The sequence below is a fragment of the Aquabacterium lacunae genome, from assembly GCF_004310865.1.
In the GTDB taxonomy this organism is placed as follows: domain Bacteria; phylum Pseudomonadota; class Gammaproteobacteria; order Burkholderiales; family Burkholderiaceae_C; genus Aquabacterium; species Aquabacterium lacunae.
The window spans coordinates 153,464-169,113 of the sequence record NZ_SIXI01000001.1 but is presented as its reverse complement, the minus strand read 5'-3'; the positions used below and the strand labels follow the sequence as shown (position 1 = coordinate 169,113).

The 15,650-nt window shown below is 68.0% G+C and carries 10 protein-coding genes; 7 read left to right on the top strand and 3 right to left on the bottom strand.

The genetic code is table 11. The features are described from left to right. Positions 1-2: 2 nt before the first annotated feature. Positions 3-458: a RidA family protein gene (locus EYS42_RS00750; RefSeq protein ID WP_130965966.1), complete on the bottom strand. Its 456-nt coding sequence runs from the start codon at positions 456-458 to the stop codon at positions 3-5. A gap of 191 nt (positions 459-649) precedes the next feature. Between EYS42_RS00750 and EYS42_RS00740 the strand changes: the two genes are divergently transcribed. From EYS42_RS00740 to EYS42_RS00710, 7 genes are all read left to right on the top strand, one after another. After that, a complete protein-coding gene (locus EYS42_RS00740; protein WP_165456593.1) occupies positions 650-3,358 on the top strand; it encodes a DNA internalization-related competence protein ComEC/Rec2 in 2,709 nt (902 codons plus the stop codon). 91 nt (positions 3,359-3,449) lie between these two features. Then, entirely contained in the window at positions 3,450-6,992 is a 3,543-nt protein-coding gene (locus EYS42_RS00735; protein ID WP_130965964.1) for a transglutaminase family protein, read from the top strand. A 115-nt stretch (positions 6,993-7,107) separates the two neighbouring features. Beyond that, complete coding sequence (locus EYS42_RS00730; RefSeq protein ID WP_130965963.1) at positions 7,108-9,708, top strand: circularly permuted type 2 ATP-grasp protein; 2,601 nt, start codon at positions 7,108-7,110, stop codon at positions 9,706-9,708. Positions 9,709-9,731: 23 nt separating this feature from the next. Beyond that, a complete protein-coding gene (locus EYS42_RS00725) occupies positions 9,732-10,691 on the top strand; it encodes a transglutaminase family protein (RefSeq protein WP_130965962.1) in 960 nt (319 codons plus the stop codon). A 213-nt stretch (positions 10,692-10,904) separates the two neighbouring features. Further along, the gene (locus EYS42_RS00720; protein ID WP_130965961.1) at positions 10,905-12,338 is read left to right on the top strand and encodes a circularly permuted type 2 ATP-grasp protein; all 1,434 of its coding nucleotides are present in this window, start codon (positions 10,905-10,907) and stop codon (positions 12,336-12,338) included. A 154-nt stretch (positions 12,339-12,492) separates the two neighbouring features. Then, entirely contained in the window at positions 12,493-13,449 is a 957-nt protein-coding gene (locus EYS42_RS00715; protein WP_130965960.1) for an alpha-E domain-containing protein, read from the top strand. A 118-nt stretch (positions 13,450-13,567) separates the two neighbouring features. After that, positions 13,568-14,719, top strand: a complete 1,152-nt coding sequence (locus EYS42_RS00710; protein ID WP_130965959.1) for a hypothetical protein — start codon at positions 13,568-13,570, stop codon at positions 14,717-14,719. On the opposite strand, the gene EYS42_RS00705 is transcribed toward EYS42_RS00710, so the two are convergent. Together EYS42_RS00705 and EYS42_RS00700 are read right to left on the bottom strand one after the other, a co-directional pair. Next, on the bottom strand, positions 14,707-15,177 hold the full coding sequence (locus tag EYS42_RS00705; RefSeq protein ID WP_130965958.1) for a YeeE/YedE family protein: 471 nt from the start codon (positions 15,175-15,177) through the stop codon (positions 14,707-14,709). The genes EYS42_RS00710 and EYS42_RS00705 overlap by 13 nt on opposite strands. A gap of 32 nt (positions 15,178-15,209) precedes the next feature. Continuing rightward, entirely contained in the window at positions 15,210-15,647 is a 438-nt protein-coding gene (locus tag EYS42_RS00700; protein ID WP_130965957.1) for a YeeE/YedE family protein, read from the bottom strand. Positions 15,648-15,650: the final 3 nt, after the last annotated feature.

The window sequence follows — 15,650 nt, the reverse complement described above, 5'->3', positions numbered from 1 at the left end:
CCTCACTGCACTTCGGCGATCAGTTCGATCTCGACGCACGAGCCCAGCGGGATCTGCGCCACGCCAAAGGCACTGCGCGCATGCCGGCCGGCCTCGCCGAACACCTCGGCCAGCAGCTCGGAGCAGCCATTGGTGACCAGGTGCTGCTCGGTGAACTCTGGCGTGCTGTTGACCAGGCTCATGACCTTGACGATGCGCACCACCTTGTCAAGGCCACCGGCGGCCGCGTTCAGCGTGCCCAGCAGGTCGATGGCCACGGCGCGGGCGGCCTGCTGGCCTTCTGCGGTGCCCATGGTCTTGCCCAGCTGGCCCACCCACACCTGACCGTCTTTCTTGGCGATGTGACCCGACAGGAAGACCAGATTGCCCGTGCGCATGTAGGGCAGGTAAGAGGCGGCGGGTGTGGCCACGGCGGGCAGGGTGATGCCCAGGGCTTGCAGGCGGTCGGCGATGCTCATGACGGAATGGACGCTGATTGGAAGCACCTGCGGCGCAGATGCGGAGGAAACGTGGGGCGTGTCATCGCCCTTCGGTGGGCCCGCTGCAGGGGGTGCTGGCACGCGCCTGGCGGGTTGCGGCCGATCCTACACTGCCTGCCGGGCCCGCACAGGGCCCCATGAAAATCTCGTACAACTTCAGGGAGTTGACCATGGCCTTGCATTGGGCCGCGGTGATGCTGGCCTTTCTGCTGGGCGTGGGTTTGCAGTTGCAGCAGGTGCACCTGCAGGCCGGGCTGTGGCCTCTGGCGGCCTTGATGGTCCTGCTGTGCGCCGGTGTGTCGGTGCTGGCTCGGTGGCGTCGGCTGCATGGGCGTTCAACAGCGTCAGGGCGCTTGCCACGCCTGAACACCCGGCCGACTCAGCCACCTGCATGGACCTGGGGTGTCAGTGCCCTGGCGCTTGCGGCGCTGGCTGCGGGATGGGGCTGGGCGCAGTGGCAGGCGCAAGACATGCTGATGCAGCAGTGGCCTGCGCAGTGGCGGGGCCTCGGGCAGGCGCAGCCCACCGTGCTGCGCCTGACGGCACGCGTCATGGCCATGCCCGATCATCGCCCCGGTGGGCTGGGGCTGCGCCTGGCCGTGCTGACAGTGCAGCCCTTGCCCGGCGATGGCCCGACCGAAACGGCCCGTGGCCAGCCGCCCGGTGGGCAAGCATGGCAGGGCGGCATGCGCTGGCATCGCCCGGACCTGCCGCCCAGGGCCCGGGTGCCCGAAAGCGTGGGGCTGTTCTGGCCCGCGCCGCCGGCCGGCCAGGAGCCGTTGCCCGGCGAGGTGTGGCAATGGGTGGTGCAGCTCGATGTGGCCGACGGTCGGGCCAACCCGGGAGGCCCCGACCTGCCCTTGCTGGCCTGGGAACGAGGCGAGCGCGGACAGATGCGCCTGGCCAAGGGGCACGCCCCGCCCACGCGATGGCAGGCGGCCACCTGGCGCGCACCGGGCTGGGTGGAGCGCTGGCGCGCCCACCTGAGGGCCGGTGTGCTGGCCCATGCCTGTCCGGCTGGGCAGGCCCCCGCCACGTGGGGTGCCACCTGTCTGAGCCCTGGCGTGGCGGGCCTGGTGCGCGGTTTGGCCTTGGGTGAGCAAGGCGCCATTCAGCCGGCAGACTGGGACGCCTTGCGCCTGACGGGCACGGCCCACCTGGCCGCCATTTCCGGTCTGCATGTGGCCATGATGGGCTGGCTGTGCGCACGTGTGCTGGGGTGGCTCTGGCGACGCTCGCCCCGGGCCATGGCCCGGCAACCTGCGCCCCAGGTGGAGCGCGTGGCCCTGGTCCTGGGGGCTTTGGGTTACGCCTTGCTGTCCGGTTGGGGCGTGCCTGCCCAGCGCACGGTGTGGATGGTGGGTGTGGTGGCCGCTCTGCAGGCCACGGGCCACCGGTGGCCCTGGCCGCTGGTGTGCCTGCTGGCGGCCGTGGGTGTGGTGGCCTGGGACCCCTGGGCCTTGATGTCGGCAGGCTTCTGGCTGTCTTTCGTGGCCGTGGCCGTGCTGATGTGGAGTGGTGACGAGCCGCAGCTTGCCCTGTCGGCGCAGCAAGGGGCATGGCAGTCGGTGCGCGAACAGGCCCGCAGCCTGTGGCGCACGCAATGGGTGGCCACGGTGGGCCTCGCACCTTTGTCGCTGGTGTTCTTTCAGGCCACCTCGCTGGTGGGGCTGGTGGCCAACCTGGGTGCGATTCCGTGGTTTTCTCTGGCGCTCACACCCTTGGCGTTGCTTGGTCTGGCCTTCGAGCCCGCCTGGTGGCTGCTGCAGCCGCTGGGGCAGTTCACGCTGGATGCCCTGGCGGCCGTGGCCGATCACTCCGTGGGCTGGGCCTGGTGGGTGGTGCCCGAGGTGCGGGGCTGGGCTGCTGCGCTGGGCCTGCTCGGCGGTGCCTGGTGTGTTGCGCCGGTGGCCACCCGCACGCGGCTGCTGGCCTTGCCGCTGTGCCTGCCCTTGTTGTGCCCCACCAGCCTCAGCCAGCGCTGGCCGGTGCCCGCCCAGGGAGAGGCCGAAGTGTGGGCGGCCGACGTGGGGCAGGGCACCGCCGTGCTGGTGCGAACCGCCCGCCACGCCTTGCTGTTCGACACGGGCCCGGTCAGGTTCGGGGGCAACGACGCCGGGCGCGACACACTCGACGGTTTGTTGCGCGCCGTGGGGGTGTCGGGCCTGGACGAGTTGCAGATCAGCCATGGCGATGGCGACCACGTGGGCGGGGCTGTGTCTTTGATGCGCCGCTGGCCAGTGGCGCGCTTGCGGGCCTCGCTGGCGCCCGACCATGCGCTGTGGTCCCAGGCGGATGCCACCGGGCAGGTGCCCGCGGCTTTGCCTTGCGTGGCCGGCCAGCACTGGCAATGGGACGGCGTGCAGTTCGAGGTGCTGCATCCTGCACAAGCGGTGGCGTCCCATGACGAGCGCCCCGACAACGCCACTTCCTGCGTGCTGGCCGTGCGCGCCCAGGGCCGCCAGGTGCTGCTGACCGGCGACATCGAAGCCGATCAGGAGCAGGCCCTGGTTGACGCCATGCCGCCTCAGGCCTTGCGCAGCGAGGTGCTGCTGGTGGCCCACCACGGCAGCCGCACCTCCAGCACCGAGCCCTTCTTGCAGGCCGTGGCCCCCACCTGGGCGGTGGTGCAGGTGGGGCAGCGCAACCGCTACGGTCACCCGCACCCTGATGTGTTGCAGCGCTTGCAGGCCCATGGTGCCCGCGTGGTGACCTCGCCGGCCTGTGGCGCCTGGCGCTGGCACAGCGGCAACCCGCAGCCGCCGGTCTGCTTCAAGCTGCTGAGGCAGCGTTACTGGCATCCGGGTGCGACCGATGCTCTGCCGCTCACAAAAGCGACATCCCACGCTTCACCAATCCTTCACGCCCGCGGTTCATGATGCAGTGCACCAAGTTGGCCCATAACTTGCTGGGGTTCGGTGTGGCCGTTCCCAGGCCGCCTGGCAACCCCAGTGTCCACCGGAGTCCCGTGTGTCCATTCACGTCGCGCTGAATCACGTCACCCATTACAAGTACGACCGCCTGGTCAACTTGTCGCCCCAGATCGTTCGCCTGCGCCCCGCGCCGCATTGCCGCACGCGCATCCTGTCGTACTCGCTGCGCATCGAGCCGGCCACCCACTTCATCAACTGGCAGCAAGACCCGTTTGCCAACCACCTGGCCCGGCTGGTCTTCCCCGAGAAAACCCAGGAGTTCAAGGTCACGGTCGATCTGGTCGCCGAAATGGCGGTCTACAACCCCTTCGACTTCTTTCTGGAGCCCCACGCCGAGAACTACCCCTTCGCGTACGACGAGGCCTCGGCACATGACCTGGCCCCCTACCTGGTCAAGGGCCCTCTCACGCCAGCTTTCAAGGCCTTTGTCGCGAGCATCCCGCGCGACGAAGTGCGCACCATCGACTTCCTGGTCAGCCTGAACCAGCGGCTGCAACGCGACATTGCTTACACCATCCGCATGGAGCCCGGTGTGCAGACGCCGGAAGAAACGCTCACGCTCAAGACCGGCTCGTGCCGCGACACCGGCTGGCTGCTGGTGCAGGCCCTGCGTCACATGGGGCTGGCCGCGCGCTTCGTGTCCGGTTACCTCATTCAACTCAAGGCCGACGTGGCCGCGCTCGACGGCCCTTCGGGCACCGAGGTCGACTTCACCGACCTGCACGCCTGGTGCGAGGTGTTCCTGCCCGGGGCCGGCTGGATCGGTCTGGACCCCACCTCGGGCCTGCTCGCTGGCGAGGGCCACATCCCCGTGGCCTGCACGCCCGAGCCCACGGGCGCTGCGCCGGTGTCGGGTGCGGTCGATGAATGCGAGGTCGAGTTCGCCCACCACATGGGCATCACCCGCATCTACGAATCGCCCCGGGTGACCAAGCCCTACACCGACGACCAGTGGGCCGCCATCGATGCCCTGGGCCATGCGGTCGATGACGAACTCAAGGTGCAGGACGTGCGCCTGACCATGGGAGGCGAGCCCACCTTCGTGTCGGTCGATGACCGCGACGGTGCCGAGTGGAACACCGACGCCCTGGGCCCCACCAAGCGGGGCCTGGCCACCACCCTGGTGCACAAGCTCAAGGCACGGTATGGCGCAGGAGGCTTCCTGCATTTCGGGCAGGGCAAGTGGTACCCGGGCGAGCAGCTGCCGCGCTGGGCACTGTCGATCTGCTGGCGCAAAGACGGTCAGCCCTGCTGGCACGACGACAGCCTGTTCGCCGACGAGGCCAGCGAGCGCGTGTACACCAGTGCCGACGCCGAGCGTTTCACCCGCCACCTGGCCACCAAGCTGGGCGTGGGCACCGACCACATCCAGACGGGGTTCGAAGACACCTGGTACTACCTGTGGCGCGAACGCCGCCTGCCGGTGAACGTGGACCCGCACGACGCACGCCTGAGTGACGAACTGGAACGCATGCGTTTGCGTCGCGTGTTCGACCAGGGGCTGGACCACCCCGTGGGCTATGCCTTGCCGCTCAAGCGCGAATGGCCCGTGGGCTTGTCGGGGCCGCGCTGGGTGACCGGCCCCTGGTTCTTCCGCGACGAGCGCATGTACCTGTTCCCGGGTGACTCACCCATGGGCTACCGGCTGCCGCTCGATTCGCTGCCCTGGGCCACCCAGGGCGACCACCCTGTTCTGCACGAGCACGACCCTTTTGCACCCAAGCCTGCCTTGCCAACGGCCGCGGCGCTGCGTGCCCAGTACAGCAGCCACGCCACAGGCGGCGGCTTTGCCGAAGGTGGCACCGTGGCCGTGCAGGGCCAGGGCGCCGAACTGGCCGGCGAGACCGCTGGCGAGACCTCTGGGGCACAAGCGGCCCTGTTTGCCGGCGGCACCGGCATGGCCGATGGCTCGGTGAGCCCCGGCCCCCACGGCCCCGCGCATGTTTCGGGCATCGACCCGAGCACCAGCCCCTCGCGGTTCGAGTCGGCGCACTGGATCACACGCACGGCCCTGGTGGTCGAGGCACGCAACCCAGATCGCTCCAATGGCCCCAAGGTGGAGGCCAACGGGCAGGGCGGTGGCATCTTGTACGTGTTCATGCCGCCCCTGAGCAGCCTGGACGACTACCTCGACCTGCTCAGCGCCATCGAGGCCACGGCATCCGACCTGCAGCTGCCCATCGTGCTGGAGGGCTATGGCCCCCCGCGCGATGCGCGCCTGAACCTGCTGCAGGTCACGCCCGACCCTGGCGTGATCGAGGTGAACATCCACCCGGCCGGCCACTGGGAGCAACTGGTCGACCACACCGAGTTCCTGTACCAGGCCGCCCACGAAACCCGCTTGTCGACCGAGAAGTTCATGCTCGACGGGCGCCACACAGGCACTGGCGGCGGCAACCACTTCGTGCTGGGCGGGGCCACGCCGGCCGACAGCCCCTTCCTGCGCAAGCCCACCTTGCTCAGCAGCCTGCTGACCTTCTGGCACAACCACCCCTCGCTGTCTTACCTGTTCTCGGGCATGTTCATCGGGCCCACCAGCCAGGCGCCGCGCCTGGACGAAGCCCGCCAGGACCAGGTCTATGAAGTCGAGATTGCACTGAAGGAGATCGAAAAGCAGATGCAGGTGTGGGGCCAGTGCCCGCCCTGGCTGGTCGACCGCACCTTGCGGAATCTGCTGATCGATGCCACAGGCAACACCCACCGCAGCGAGTTCTGCATCGACAAGCTCTACTCGCCCGACGGGCCCACGGGCCGGCTGGGCTTGCTCGAGTTGCGTGCCTTTGAAATGCCGCCACACGCCAAGATGAGCCTGGTGCAGCAGCTGCTGCTGCGTGCGCTGATCGCGTGGTTCTGGCGCGAGCCCTACACCGGCCATGGCGCCACCCGCCTGACCCGCTGGGGCACGGGCCTGCACGACCGTTTCATGCTGCCCAGCTTTGTCGAGATGGACTTTGCCGACGTGCTCACCGAGCTGGGCCATGCCGGCTTCCACTTCGACCCGGCCTGGTTTGCGCCGCATTTCGAGTTCCGCTTCCCCTATGTGGGCGACGTGAAGGTGGCCGGTGTCCACCTGACCCTGCGCACCGCGCTCGAGCCCTGGCACGTGATGGGCGAAGAGGGCTCTGCGGGCGGCACCGTGCGTTACGTCGATTCCTCGCTGGAGCGTCTGGAGATCAAGGCCACCGGCCTCAATGGCAATCGCCACGTGATCACGGTGAACGGTCAGGCCTTGCCCATGCACCCGACAGGGCGTGTGGGTGAGTTTGTCGCCGGGGTGCGCTACCGGGCCTGGCAGCCGCCCTCGTGCCTGCACCCCACGATCGGGGTCGATGCACCGCTCACCTTCGACCTGGTGGACACCTGGCTCAAGCGCTCCATCGGTGGCTGCCAGTACCACGTGGCCCACCCCGGAGGCCGCAACCACGACACCTTCCCGATCAACAGCTACGAGGCGGAAAGTCGGCGTCTGGCCCGCTTCTTCCGCCTGGGGCACACCCCGGGCGTCATGGAGGTCAAGCACCCGGTGGCGGGTCTGGAGCATCCGCTGACGCTGGATTTGCGGAAAGTGAAACAGGCCTGAGGTGCCCGAGGGCTTCGATGACGCCACGAATGAGGGAGAAATGTCAGGTGGCAGGGTGCTCGCCGATGGGCGCGCGACCGGTTTGCCGGGACAATGGCGACACACCCCGCCTGCCATGAACTCGTCCTTGCCCCTGTTCGACCCTGAGAGCCTGCCGGCCGCCCCTGATGTGGCGTCCGACATGCTGTCGCTGGCCCGTGCCGCCGAGGCCGGCCATTTCGATGAACTGCGAACCGAGGCCGGCGCGCTGCGCGAGCCCTGGCAGCACTTCGCACGCCACCTGGGGGGCCCGCTGAGCGACCTGCAACGCCGCCAGGCCATCCTGGGCCAGCAGATCATCGAAGACGGCGTCACGTACAACATCTACTCGGCGCCTGGGGGCAGCAGCCGTCCCTGGTCGCTGGAAGTGCTGCCCATGCTGATCGGCAGCACCGACTGGCAGCGCATCGAGCAGGGCATCGCGCAGCGGGCCCAGCTGCTCAACGCGGTGCTGGCCGACGTCTACACCGATCAGCGGCTGCTGCACGAGGCCATGCTGCCTTCGGCCCTGGTGCTGGGGCATCCGGGTTACTTGCGCGGCCTGCAGGGCGTGGTGCCGCCCGGTGGGGTGTACCTGCACCTGGTGGCCTTTGACCTGGTGCGTGGCCCCGATGGCCACTGGTGGGTGGTGTCACAGCGCACCCAGGCCCCGTCCGGCCTGGGCTACGTCATGCAGAACCGCCTGATCGTCTCGCGCCTGTACCCCGAGGCCTACCGTGCGCTGAACGTGCAGCACCTGGCCAGCAGCTACCGCCGCCTGGTCGACAACCTCCAGGCCCTGGCCACAGCCTGTGCCGATGGCCAGCCACCCCGCCTGGCACTCTGGACCCCCGGCCCCTACAACGAAACCTATTTCGAGCACGCCTACCTGGCCCGTTACCTGGGCCTGCCACTGGTGGAAGGCGGTGACCTGATCGTGCGCGACGAGCGGGTGTACATGAAGACGGTGCAGGGTCTGGAGCCCTTGCATGGCCTGCTGCGCCGCCTCGACGATGATTTTTGCGACCCGCTGGAGCTGCGGGCCGATTCCACCCTGGGGGTGCCGGGCCTGCTGCAGGCCGTGCGCGCGGGGCACATCGTGATGGCCAATGCCCTGGGCACCGGCTTCCTGGAGTCGCCGGCCATCCACGGCTTCCTGCCGGCCCTGTCCGAACACTTGCTGGGGCAGCCGCTGGCCATGCCTTCTCTGCCCACCTGGTGGTGCGGTGAGGCGGCCGCCTGGCAGGGGCTGGCCCCCGAGATCAACACCAAGGTCATCCGGCCCACCTACCCGCACCTGGCCACGCCCGGCTTTGCCGGCCCCAGCCTGCGCCAGAGCTTCGAGGCCGTGATCGGCCCCAGCCTCACGCCCGCGGCCCAGAAGCAGTGGCGCGAGCGCATCGAGCGCGACCCTGCGGCCTACACAGCCCAGGATTTCGTGCGCTATTCGCAGACCCCGGTGTGGCAGCAGGGGCAGTTGGCCATGCGCGGCGCCTCCTTGCGCGTGTACGCCCTGGCCGACGGCATGGGAGGCTGGCAGGTGCTGCCCGGCGGCATGACCCGCATTGCCACGCGTGACGCGGGCCCGGTGTCCATGCAGCTGGGGGGCTCCAGCCTGGACACCTGGGTCACCACCGACGACACGGTCGACACCTTCTCGATGCTGCCGCGACCCATGACGGCCGCCGACCTCGTGCAGCGCCAGCGCCCCGTGGCCAGCCGCACCGGCGAAAACCTGTTCTGGATGGGCCGTTACACCGAACGCACCGAGCAGCAGTTGCGCCTGGTGCAGGCCCTGCAAAGCCTGCTGGGCGATGACAACGACCTGGACGCCCAGGTGCTGGAGGCCTTGTCCACCCTGGCCGCCAGCTGCGGCCTGCTGCCGGCCGAAGCGCCCACGCTCAAGCAGTCGCCGCGGGTGTTCGAGCGTGCCGTGGTCGACGCCTTGGCCGATGCATCGGCGGCCCAGGGGGCCCACAGCCTGGCCTTCAACCTCGGGGCCCTGGAGCGCTCGGCGCGCGTGCTGCGCGACCGCCTCTCGCCCGAGCACGACAGACTGCTGCGTTCGCTGGGGGTGGAATTCGACGTGCGCCTGCGCCGCGGCGGTGTGCTGGCGGTTGACCTGGCCGACACCCGCGAGGCGCTGGACCACCTGGCCATGCAGATGGCCGCTGTCACCGGGGCCCAGTCTGACCGCATGACCCGCGATGCCGGCTGGCGCCTGCTGACCGTGGGGCGCTTGCTGGAACGCCTGAGCGGCTACGCCCACTTCCTGCAGGCCTTCACCGAGCATGGCGCCTGGTGCAGCCCGGCGGGCTTTGACCTGCTGATGGCCCTGTTCGACAGCAAGATCACCTTCCGGGCACGCTTCCAGCGCCGCCTCGAATGGCCGGCCCTGGTGGCCACGCTGGTGGCCGACGAAACCAACCCCCGTGCGCTGGGCTGCGTGCTGCGGCGTCTGCGGACCGAGCTGGGCAAACTGCCCGAACACGCAGGCCCGTTGACCGGCCTGCTGGATTTGCTGCCCCAGCAAGGCGTGGGGGCCCCCCTGGAAGAGCTGATCCAGCCTGGCACCGGCGATGTGGCCGTGCTGGCCTTGTGCCGCCGCCTCAGCGAAGGAGCCTGGCGCCTGTCGGACGAACTGGGCCTGCGCTATTTCGCGCACGCCGAGCCGGCCAACCAGACCCTGCGCAGCTGACCCCCTCGCCGCGCTTTCCTGCCATGCGCCCCGACCTTGCCCCCTCACTGCCCGCGCCGCCTTTCGTTCGCCTGAGCGTGGTGCATGAAACCGAATACCGCTACGCCTTCCCGGTGGAAATGGCCCACCACGTGGCCTGCCTGCGACCGCTGAGCGATGCCGGGCAGCGCCTGCGCCAGTTCGAGATGAGCGTCAGCCCTCAGCCCTTGCAGCACAGCGTGCGCACCGACTCGTTCGGCAACTCGCTGGGGTACTTTTCTCTTTCTGCGCCCCACGGCAGCCTGCAGGTGGTGGCCCGCAGCGAGGTGGATGTGTTCGCCCGCTACGAAGGCCTCGACCTGGCGCAATCGGCCACCGTGGCCGAGGTGCAGGGCCAGCTGAGCTATCGCGCCCACGCAGATTTCCAGCCCGCCAGCGAGTTCGCCTACGCCTCGGCCTATGTGCCGCTGCATCAGGAGCTGCGTGACTATGCCCAGCAGAGCCTGCAGCCCGACCGTCCCCTGGCCGAGGCGGTGCACGAGCTCATGCAGCGTGTGCACCAGGACTTCAAATACGCACCGCTCACCACCGACATCTCCACGCCCATCCTTCAGGTGTTCCGCGAGCGCCAGGGCGTCTGCCAGGATTTCGCGCACCTCATGATCGGTTGCCTGCGGGCCTGCGGCCTGTCGGCCCGTTACGTCAGTGGCTACCTGCTCACGCACCCGCCCAAAGGGCAGCCGCGCCTGATCGGTGCGGACGCCTCGCACGCGTGGCTGAGCGTGTGGTGCCCCGGCCTGGGGCTGCCCGGCACCGATCCCTGGCTCGACCTCGACCCCACCAACAACTGCATCCCGGCGCTCGACCACATCCGCGTGGCCCATGGCCGCGACTTCGGCGACGTCACCCCCCTGCGCGGCGTGATCCGTGGGGGTGGGCAGCACACCTTGGTGGTGCGCGTGACCACCCGACCTGTCGAAGAATGTCAACCACAGGGCAAGTGAAACCCTGTTTTGCACTTCATTGGGGCATCGCTGCCCGCGTTTTCTGCCAGACTGAACCAAGCTGGCGCATGGTGAGGTGTTGCCCAGCCCTGGCATGAGTTGTCACCAAGGCGGTGCATGATCGAATCGCAGGGCTGGCCCTTGCCGGCCCCTGGCACAGTCCCTGCTAAGAACAGGGTGTCTTTCCTGCCATCCCTGCGAAGGGAACAGCCGATGCGATTTTTCGACGAAATGCATGAGAGCGGCGCAACGGTGCGCTCGCACTACCAGACCTACGAACAGTGGCTGGCCCGGCAGCCTGGTGAGATCATGCGGTCGCGTCGCGACGAAGCCGAAATGATCTTCCGCCGCGTGGGCATCACCTTCGCGGTCTACGGCGACAAGGACGAAGACGGCTCGGGCACCGAACGCCTGATCCCTTTCGACCTGATCCCTCGCATCATCCCCAGCCACGAGTGGAAGGAGATGGAAAAGGGCCTGAAGCAGCGTGTCACCGCCCTGAACCGCTTCCTGGACGACATCTACCACGGCCAGGACATCCTCAAGGCCGGCGTCATCCCGGCCGAGCCCATCCTCAACAACGCCCAGTTCCGCAAGGAAATGATGGGCTTGAACGTGCCGGGCGGCATCTATTCGATCATTGCCGGCATCGACATCGTGCGGGCCTGCAACCCCGACGGCAGTGGCACCTACTACGTGCTGGAAGACAACCTGCGCGTGCCCTCGGGCGTGAGCTACATGCTCGAGAACCGCAAGATGATGATGCGGCTCTTCCCCGAACTGTTCGCCGAGCACCGCGTCGCCCCGGTGGCGCATTACCCCGACCTGCTGCTCGACACCCTGCGCAGCATGGCCCCCGGTGGCGTGAACGAGCCCACGGCCGTGGTGCTCACGCCCGGCATGTACAACTCGGCCTATTTCGAGCACGCCTTCCTGGCCCAGCAGATGGGCATCGAGCTGGTCGAAGGCAAGGACCTGTTCGTCAAGGACGACTTCGTCTACATGCGCACCACCCGGGGCCCGCAGCGTGTGGACGTGATCTACCGCCGGGTCGACGACGACTTCATGGACCCGGAGGTCTTCCGCAAGGACTCGACCCTGGGCGTGGCCGGCCTGCTGCGCGCCTACCGCGCCGGCAACGTGACCCTGGCCAACGCCTTTGGCACCGGCATTGCCGATGACAAGTCGATCTACCCCTACGTGCCCAAGATGATCGAGTTCTACCTCGGTGAAACGCCCATCTTGCAGAACGTGCCCACCTACATCTGCCGCGAGAAGGACGACCTGAAGTACACCCTGGACAACCTGGCCGACCTGGTGGTCAAGGAAGTGCACGGGGCAGGCGGCTACGGCATGCTGGTGGGGCCGGCCTCCACCAAGGCCCAGATCGAAGAGTTCCGCCAGGTGCTGGTGGCCAACCCGACCAATTACATCGCGCAGCCCACGCTGTCGCTGTCGACCTGTCCCACCTTCGTGGAAAGCGGCATTGCGCCGCGTCACATCGACCTGCGGCCCTTCGTGCTGTCGGGCAAGGACGTGCAGATGGTGCCGGGCGGCCTGACCCGTGTGGCGCTGAAAGAAGGGTCGCTGGTGGTCAACAGCTCACAGGGCGGTGGCACCAAAGACACCTGGGTGCTGGAAAGCTGAAGATCACGGCCACCACCGTTCATTGCGATACCAAGCCTGAGGGAGGGCCCCACGCATGCTGAACGAACGCATCGAAGACAAACTGCCGAGCCATGTGCTCGCCCGTGAACCATGGCACCACGGCCTTACCAGTGCCCTGACGGAGACCAAACCCATGCTGTCCCGCACCGCCGACCACCTGTTCTGGATGGCCCGCTACATGGAGCGCGCCGAAAACACCGCCCGCCTGCTGGACGTCAACTACCAGACCTCTCTGCTGCCGCAGTCGCACGAAGCGGCACTGGCAGGCTGGATGGGCATGCTCAGCATCAGCGAGCTCACGCCCGACTTCATGTCCAAGTACGACGAGGTCAAGGCCAAACATGTCATGGCCTTCATGGTGAGCGACGCCAGCAACCCGTCGAGCATCCTGAACTGCCTGCGTGCTGCGCGTGAAAACGCCCGGGCCGTGCGCGGCGCCCTCACCACGGAGGTGTGGGAGACCACCAACCAGACCTGGCTGGAGTTCAACCGCCTGCTCAAGGAAGGCGCGCTGCAGCGCGACCCGGCCGAGCTGTTCGAGTGGGTGAAGTTCCGCTCGCACCTGTCGCGCGGCGTGACCCTGGGCACCATGCTGCAGGACGAGGCCTTCCACTTCCAGCGCATCGGCACGTTCCTTGAGCGCGCCGACAACACGGCCCGTCTGGTGGACGTGAAATTCCACGCCCGCAACACCGAGTTCTTCGGCTCGGGCCTGGGCAACGAAGGCAAGGAGGTCGACTTCTACCACTGGTCGGCCGTGCTGCGTTCGGTGTCGGCTTTCGAGATCTACCGCAAGGTGTACCGCAACGTGATCCGCCCCGAAAAGGTGGCCGAGCTGCTGATCTTGCGCGCGGAAATGCCGCGCTCGCTGGTGTACTGCGTGGACGAAGTGGTGAGCAACCTGCGCGCCGTGGCCAATGACCACAGCGACGAAACCCTGCGCCGCGCCGGCCGCCTGCGCGCTGACCTGCAGTTTGCTCGCATCGACGAAATCCTGGCCACCGGCCTGCACGCTTACCTCACGCAGTTCCTCGACCGTGTCAGCGATCTGGGCTATGGCATCAGCCGTGATTTCCTGATGCCCGACTAACGCGCCGCGTTCGGGATTGTGCGGGCTGGCAGCACACGCCGGCTCCTGTAGCCTCCGTGGCACCGTGCCCGGAGGCTTTTTCATGCGCTGGGCACCTCATGAAAACAGGAGCCTCCCCATGACCATGCCGTCTTCGCATGCATCCGGCGCCTGGCGCTTCCTTGGCGCCAGCGCGACCGTGTTGGGTTTGATCGTTCACGCGGGTGCTGCGCACGGGCAAGCCAACCCGTACCGGCGTGTCGCGGTGCTTCAAGCGCCGGCCGACGTGGTTCAGATCGTGCCTGCAGATGTGTTTGCCAAGGGCCAGGTGGCGGGGCTCACACAGGTCAAAACGGGTGAGACCACACGGTACTACTTCGACGGGTTGCGCATCGTCGCGGCCAAAGAAGCGGTGCGTCGCTCTGACGCCACGATCTGGCGCGCCGACGGCGTGGCGATCACCTTGCCGGCGTTGGCGCGCGGTGTGGACGCCCGCGTGTGGTCCATGAACAGCAGCGGGGTGGCTGCGGGCGAGTCGAAAACCTACCTGGACCGCACCAACAGCGTCGCGGTGGTCTGGCGTGATGGCAAGGTGGTGGACCTGGGGGCTGGCGCCCGATCGTCGGCCAGGCACATCAACGAAAGCGGTCTCGTGCTGGGGCGTCGGGCACTGACCAGCTCGGTGCTGTCCGACGGCGAGTTCTTCGTGGGCAAAGACAAGGCCACCTTGAAGTGGCTCAAGCCCTTGCCACCGGGCGCCAACAGCCTGTTCTGCGTGGGGCTCACCGATGCGGGCCAGGTGGTGTGCCGCACGTTTGGCACCGAGGGCGGCGTCTCCCGGACCAAGGCGCATGTCTGGTCCAATGGTGTGTTCAGCGAAATCGTCTCGCCCGAGGGGGGGGAGGTGCTGGCCATGGCCGTGAGCCCCTCAGGCATTGTGGCGGGTTACGTCAACATGCCGGGTGGCGGCACGCGCGGGTTCACTTGGCAGGCCGGACAGTGGCGCTGGTTGCCCGATCCGCCGCTGCCAGCCCCGGTGCTCTGGAGCGTGTACGACGTCAACGACCGGGGGGAGGTGCTCCTGTACGGCTACACCATGTATGGCTACAACGGCACCACGTTCCTGTGGAATGGCCTGAACCATGTTCCCCTGAACGACCTGGTGGTCGACAGTGCGCCAGGCGAAACCATCGGTTCCAGCCGCCTGGGGCCGCGCGGCGAGTTGCTGGTGAACTTCCAGTGGAAGGTCGATGGGGCTTTGCGGTTCAAGGATGCGGTTTACGCACCCTGACGTCGCTCCAGCCACTCGAACAGGCCCATGCCCGCCAGCATGGCGACCACGAACACCCAGGCTTGCCATTGGCCCATGGCGGCTGACACCAGAGCCGGCCCCGGGCAATAGCCGGCCAGGCCCCAGCCCGCGCCAAAGGCCAGGCTGCCCAGCACCAGGCGGCGATCGATCTGGCGGTTGCTGGGCAAAGCCAATGGTTCACCCAGCAGGGTGGTCTCACGCTGCTTGAGCCAGCCAAAGCCCGCCAGGCCCACAGCGATGGCGCCGCCCATCACGAAGGCCAGCGAAGGGTCCCAGGCGCCGGCCAGGTCCAGAAAAGCCAGTACCTTGGCCGGGTTGGCCATGCCCGACAGCAGCAGGCCCAGGCCGAACACCAGACCGGCGGTCAGGGCCAGCAGCGGCTGCAGCGCGGCCGGCGGAGCCGGGTGACGGGTGAGGTGTGCATTCGTGGCAGACATGGGAACTCCTTGAAGACGGTGCGTGCGGCGCATCAGGCGGCGGCCATCAGGTGCCGCATCACATAGACCGTGACAAAACCCAGGGCCATGAAGCTCAGGGTGGCCACCAGCGAACGCGGCGACAGCCGCGACAGGCCACACACGCCATGGCCGCTGGTGCAGCCCGAGCCGTAGCGCGTGCCGATCCCCACCAGCAGGCCTGCGGCCACCAGCAGCGGCCACGACCCGACCGGCGTGCTGGCAGGCCAGGGCTGGCCTGCCCGCCACAACCAGGGGGCCAGCAGCAAACCGCCGATGAAGGCCAGTCGCCAGGCCACAGGCCCGGGCTGACGGGTCAGCAAGCCGCCCACGATGCCGCTGATGCCGGCAATGCGGCCATGGAAGGCCGCCAGCATCACGGCCGACAGGCCGATCAGCACGCCGCCTGCCAGCGAGGCCCAGGGGGTGAAATGGGTCCAGTCGATGGTCATGGT

Excerpts from the sequence above, each read along its gene's own strand:
- EYS42_RS00750 (WP_130965966.1), bottom strand. The coding sequence starts at position 458 with ATGAGCATCGCCGACCGCCTGCAAGCCCTGGGCATCACCCTGCCCGCC.
- EYS42_RS00740 (WP_165456593.1), top strand. The coding sequence starts at position 650 with ATGGCCTTGCATTGGGCCGCGGTGATGCTGGCCTTTCTGCTGGGCGTG.
- EYS42_RS00730 (WP_130965963.1), top strand. The coding sequence starts at position 7,108 with ATGAACTCGTCCTTGCCCCTGTTCGACCCTGAGAGCCTGCCGGCCGCC.
- EYS42_RS00725 (WP_130965962.1), top strand. The coding sequence starts at position 9,732 with ATGCGCCCCGACCTTGCCCCCTCACTGCCCGCGCCGCCTTTCGTTCGC.
- EYS42_RS00720 (WP_130965961.1), top strand. The coding sequence starts at position 10,905 with ATGCGATTTTTCGACGAAATGCATGAGAGCGGCGCAACGGTGCGCTCG.
- EYS42_RS00715 (WP_130965960.1), top strand. The coding sequence starts at position 12,493 with ATGCTGTCCCGCACCGCCGACCACCTGTTCTGGATGGCCCGCTACATG.
- EYS42_RS00710 (WP_130965959.1), top strand. The coding sequence starts at position 13,568 with ATGACCATGCCGTCTTCGCATGCATCCGGCGCCTGGCGCTTCCTTGGC.
- EYS42_RS00705 (WP_130965958.1), bottom strand. The coding sequence starts at position 15,177 with ATGTCTGCCACGAATGCACACCTCACCCGTCACCCGGCTCCGCCGGCC.
- EYS42_RS00700 (WP_130965957.1), bottom strand. The coding sequence starts at position 15,647 with ATGACCATCGACTGGACCCATTTCACCCCCTGGGCCTCGCTGGCAGGC.